Below are 5,198 nucleotides of genomic sequence, written 5' to 3'. Positions count from 1 at the left end.
CGGCTGCGGCCCCGCCGCCCGGTGCTGGCCGGCAACCTCGCCCTCGCGCTGTACGGGCTGCCGCTGCTCGCGCTCGCCCTCCCCGCCCCGGCGCCGGTCGCGGTGGCCGCGCAGGCGGTGGCGATGGCCGGGCTGGGCTTCCTCAACCCGCTCTGGGAGACGGTGGTCCAGCAGGACTTCCCGCCGGGCACGCTGGCCCGGGTCACCTCGTACGACTGGCTGCTCTCGCTGGCCGCCGCCCCGCTCGGCTACGTCCTGGCCCCGCTGGCCGCCGGGGCCTGGGGCGACCGGGTGCCGCTGCTGGCGGCGGCGGGGCTGGTGACGGCGGTCTGCGCGGGCACGGCGGCGGTGCCCGGCGTCCGGCGGTACGGCGCCCGGCGGACGACCGTGCCCGAGCCCGGGCCGCCGACCGAACGGCCACCGGCCCGGGCTCGGGATCAGGCGCGGGCGCGAACCCGAACCGGGGTCAAGGGCTGATCGCCGCCGGTCAGTTCCAGATGCCGGTGATGTCGGCGGCGGAGGCCGCGTTGCCCGCGTGGCCGGTGACGCCGGCCAGGTCCTCCAGGGTGCGCAGCACGTTGTAGTGGTTGTAGGTGGTGGCGCTGCTGCTGCCGGGCGTCACGTGGGCGCCGTAGACCAGGGTCGGGATGCGGTTGCCGGACAGCTTGTTGTCCTCGTCGAAGGTGACGACCAGCAGGCTGTTGTGGGTCTGCGCCCAGGTGGCGTAGGCGCCCAGGTTGTTCTTGATCCAGGTGTCGCCGGTGCCGACCGAGCAGTCGTGCATGTCGCTGCAGAGGTTCGGCACCACGAAGGAGACGTTCGGCAGGGTGCTGTAGTCGGTCGGGAACTGGGCGAAGGTCTTCGCCGAGCTGACCGGGACGTTGCCGAAGCCGAACCACGGGTTGTGCTTCTGGGCGTAGCTGCCGCTGCTGCAGACGGTGCTGCCCTGGCTGGGCAGGGACTCGTTGTAGCTGCCCCAGGTCTTGCCGGCGGCGATGACCTCGGAGGCCAGGTTGGCCGCCTGGAAGCCGCCGACCGTCACACAGCTGTCGTCGACGGTGCCCTGGGTGGAGCCGGAGAACAGCGCGTAGTAGTTCGGCTCGCTCGGGTGGGTGATGCCGAAGGACTGGGTGAGGTTGGCGCCGCCCGCCTTCAGGGTGTTGTTGAGGTACGGGGCGCTGCTGCTGCCGATGACCTGGGTGTAGGCGTGGTTCTCCATCACCACGACGACGATGTGGTCGGGCGTGGGCAGTGCGGCCGCCTGGGCGGTGGGGGCGGTGGCCGCCCAGAGGCCGGCGGAGGCGGCGAGCAGGGCGACGGCGGAGCCGATCGCGGTCGCGGTGCGGCGGGAGCGGGGGTTCAGGGGCTTTGTGGACGAAGTCATGACAATTCCTCGGCTAGGAGACGGCCCGGCGGGCAGCAGGACGCCGCCCCGGCCCCGCCGGCCCGGCCGGGGCGTGGGGAAGCTCCGTGGTCGGTGAGGGGAGGGCCGGCGCGGCGGGCGCACCGGAGTGCGCGGAAGCGCCCGAACAGCATGGGGCCCCCGGGGTGACGCGGGCAGACGACGGCAGGTGAAACCTTGGCCCCGGAGCGGGAAACGAACGGTGCCACCGCCCCGACGCGCCGAAACCGCCACTGACAACGCGAAATGCGGGCGAACCGGTTCACATTGCCAGCAACCGCCCCGTCCGGTGATAGTGATCTTCGAACGGCGCGGTCCGACGCCGCGTCAGCTCACGAGAGAACCGAGGAACATGGCGAAGACCAGCCTTCTGCGTCCGCTCGCGGTGGCCGCCGCCGGCGCCGTCCTGGTGGCGACCGGTGCCCTGCCGGCCGCGGCAGCCGGCCAGGACACCACCGACCCGACCGCCCCCGACCTCGCCGGTGTGCGCACCGCCCTCCAGGCCACCACCGCGGCCGGCGCCCCGGGCGCCTTCGCGGTGATCAGCGACCACGGCGCCGTCGACCGGACCCGCTCGGTGAACGTCGGCCTGGCCGACCTGGACGGGACCCCGATGAACTCCTCGTGGAGGTTCCGGGTCGGCAGCAACAGCAAGATGTTCGCCGCCGTTCTCGTGATGCAGCTGGCGCAGGAGGGCCGGATCGACCTCGACCGGCCGCTGCGCGAGTACCTGCCCGCGGACACCCTGCCGGAGAGCTGGACCATGACGGGCCGCCAGGTGATGGAGCACCGGGCCGGCGTCTACGACCACACCAACGACCTGCTGGAGCAGGCCGGCGAGGAGACCACCAGCGCGTTCGAGGCGCGCATCCGCAGCACCGTGTACGACCCGCGCGCGCTGGTCGCGATGTCGGTCAGGCACGGCCTGCAGTCGACCCCCGGCAGCCGCTACTCCTACTCCAACACCGACTACGTGCTGATGGGCCTGGCCGTCGAGCACCTCACCGGCCAGACCTTCCCGGAGGTGCTGAACGAGCGGATCATCCAGCCGCTCGGCCTGCACAAGACCTCCTTCGTGGTGCCCGACCAGGGCATCACCGGCACCCACGTCACCGGCTACCTCACCAACGACGACCGCACCAAGCCGCTGCTGGACTCCACCGCGCAGACCGGCTCCTGGGTGTGGGCCGCCGGGGCCGTCATCTCCGACGCCGGGGACCTCGACCGCTTCCTCACCGCGCTGATGGCCGGCGGCAAGGGCGGGCTCGTCTCGGACGCCTCGCTCCAGCAGATGACCGCCGCCCTGCCCACGCCCACCGCGAAGATCGCCTACGGTCTGGGCCTGCGCCGCATCTCGCTCTCCTGCGGGGACGTGTACGGCCACGGCGGCATCGTGCAGGGCTTCAACACCCAGTCCTTCACGACCCCGGACGGGCGGCGCAGCGTGGTGGTCTTCGCCAACGCCTCCAACAACGGCGCGGTGACGCAGGGCCTGATGAACACCCTGGAGCCGGCCTTCTGCGGCAAGCAGCCCACCGTCGCCCCGCGGACGGCCTTCGCGCCGGCCTCGGCCCCGGTCGGCTCGGCCCCGGTCGACACGCTGCCGGTCGTGGAGGACACCCGGATCTGACACCGGCCGTACGGCCCGCGCCCGCTCCCGCCTCCGGCCCGCTCCGGTCCGGCCGGGGGCGGGCGCTCGGCGTGACGGGACGCGGCCTCCGGAGGGCACCCGGTCAGTGCCGGACACGGCCCCCGGAGGGAACCGGTCAGTGCCGGGCGCCCGCCGCGCGGGGGCCCTCCGCGCTCAGGTCGGTGAGCGCCTCGGTGAGCAGCTCGCGGGCCTCCTCGGCGCGGCCCTGCTCGATCAGCGCGGTGCCCAGCTCGGTCAGCGTCTTGGTCATGCTGTCCGGGCGGCCCACCGCCTCGAAATGCACCAGGGCCTGCCGGTAGGCCTTCTCGGCGGCCGGCCAGCGCTTCAGTGCCGCGCGGTCCAGGCCCAGTTCGTGCGCGGTCATGGCCGCCAGCAGGTGGATCAGCGGCGAGGACCAGCGCTCCACCAGCTCCAGCGCCCCGGCCAGGGCCCGCCGGCGCGACTCCACCGCCTCCTCCGCCCGGCCAGACTCCCGCAGGCAGTTGGCGGCGCCCCGCAGGGTGACCAGCCGGCCGATCATCGCGGAGCGGTTGGCCACCTCGGCGAAGGCGTCCGCCGCCCGGTGGAAGGCGTCGGTCGCCTCGCGGTGCCGCTGGAGGTAGCGCAGGCCCGAGGCCAGGTAGGTCAGCGCCCAGCCCTGCTGCTCCCGGTCGCCCACCGCACGGGCCAGCTCCAGCCCCTCGGTGGCCAGTTCGATGCCGCGCTGGTAGCGGTGCAGGCAGGTGACGTACGTCCAGGCCAGGTAGTTGACGTGCACCGCCTCGACCCGCTCGTCCCCGATCGCGCGGGCGGCGTCCGCCGAGAGCTGGAACACCTCGGCCCAGATGCCCCAGCTCAGCAGCCGGTCGGAGAACCAGTGCATCGCCTCGGCGGTGTCCACCACCTCCCGGTGGCGGCCGGCCCGCTGGGCCTGCTGCAGGGCGGCCAGCCACTCCGGGTGCTCGTACTCCAGCCAGGCGGCCGCCTCGGTGAGGTGCGCGGGGGCGGTACCGCCGGTACCGGTCGCGTCCGTGGCGTGGTCGGGGTCGAACCGCAGGCCGTACTCGGCCGCCCGGCCGAGGATCCAGCGGCCGGCCCGGGTGCGGGCCTCGGCCAGCTCCTGGCCCGTCTCGTCGGCGGCCAGCCGCTCGCCGGCGTAGAGCCGCACCAGGTCGTGCAGGCGGTAGCGGTCCGGGGTGGCCGCCTGCATCAGCCCCGCGTCGACGAGCTGTTCCAGCACCAGTTCGGTGCGGGCCGCCGACCGGCCCGCGTAGGCCGCGGCGATCTCCGCGGTGAAGTCCTGGCCGGCGGTCAACGCGCAGCGGCGGAGGACGAGTTGGGACTCGGCGGGCAGCCGCCGGTAGGACAGCTCGAAGGCCGGGCGGACGGCCAGGTCGCCGGTCTCCAGCAGGTCCAGCCGGTTCTCCTCGGCGGCGAGCTGGCGCACCAGGTGGGCGACCGGCTGCTGCGGGCGGGCAACCAGGCGCTGCCCGGCGATCCGCAGCGCGAGCGGCAGGTAGCCGCAGAGCCTGGCCAGCTCGGCGGTGGCGTCGGGGGCGGCCTCGATCCGCTCGCGGCCGGCGATCCGGGCCAGCAGCCCGGCCGCCTCGGCCGGGGCCAGCACGTCCAAGCTCAGCCGGTGCACCGACTCCAGTCCGGGCAGCACGTTGCGGCTGGTCACGATGGTCACGGCCGGGCCGGAGCCGGGCAGCAGCGGGCGCACCTGGCTCTCGTCGGCGGCGTTGTCCAGCACCAGCACGAGCCGCCGCTCGCGGACCAGCGCCCGGTAGAGGCCGGCCCGCTCCTCCGTCCCGGCGGGCACCGCGGCGTCGGCGACACCCAGGGCGCGCAGCACCTGCCCGAGCGCGTCCCGGGCGGGCAGCGGCTGCGGGGACATGCCGCCGAGGTCGAGGGAGAGCTGGCCGTCCGGGAAGCGCCCGGCCAGGGCGTGGGCGGCGTGCAGCGCGAAGGAGGTCTTGCCGAGGCCGGGCTGACCGCTGACCAGCACCACGCGCGGGTGGGCCGGGCGCTCGTCCTCGGCCAGGCGGGCGAGCAGGGCGAGGGCGTCCTCGCGGGCGGTGAAGTCGGCGATGTCGCGGGGCAGCGCGAGGGCGCTCTGGCCCAGCTCGGCGGGGATCGCGGGCGGGGCGTCGTCGCGGGCGCCGG

Annotated in this window: 3 protein-coding genes and 1 pseudogene; 2 read left to right on the top strand and 2 right to left on the bottom strand. The window is 74.7% G+C overall.

What is annotated here, in order from left to right:
• Positions 1–477: pseudogene (locus AE652_RS34770) on the top strand (MFS transporter); the annotation flags it as partial.
• 10 nt (positions 478–487) lie between these two features.
• Here the strand turns inward: AE652_RS34770 and AE652_RS34765 are convergent.
• Positions 488–1,384 carry an alkaline phosphatase family protein gene (locus AE652_RS34765; RefSeq protein WP_049658959.1) on the bottom strand — a complete coding sequence of 299 codons (897 nt, stop codon included), beginning with the start codon at positions 1,382–1,384 and terminating at the stop codon, positions 488–490.
• Between the two features lie 370 nt (positions 1,385–1,754).
• Between AE652_RS34765 and AE652_RS34760 the strand changes: the two genes are divergently transcribed.
• Positions 1,755–3,032 (top strand): serine hydrolase, encoded by a 1,278-nt coding sequence (locus AE652_RS34760; RefSeq protein ID WP_049658957.1) that lies wholly within the window; start codon positions 1,755–1,757, stop codon positions 3,030–3,032.
• Positions 3,033–3,168: 136 nt separating this feature from the next.
• Here AE652_RS34760 and AE652_RS34755 read toward each other — a convergent pair.
• Positions 3,169–5,198, bottom strand: a 2,030-nt coding sequence (locus AE652_RS34755; protein ID WP_049658956.1) for a tetratricopeptide repeat protein, incomplete at its 5' end; no start/stop codon positions are given.

Origin of the sequence: Kitasatospora sp. MY 5-36, from assembly GCF_001182915.1 — a bacterium.
Classification (GTDB): Bacteria; Actinomycetota; Actinomycetes; order Streptomycetales; family Streptomycetaceae; genus Kitasatospora.
The sequence above is the reverse complement of the archived record's forward strand: the minus strand, read 5'-3'. Positions and strand labels throughout refer to the sequence as shown.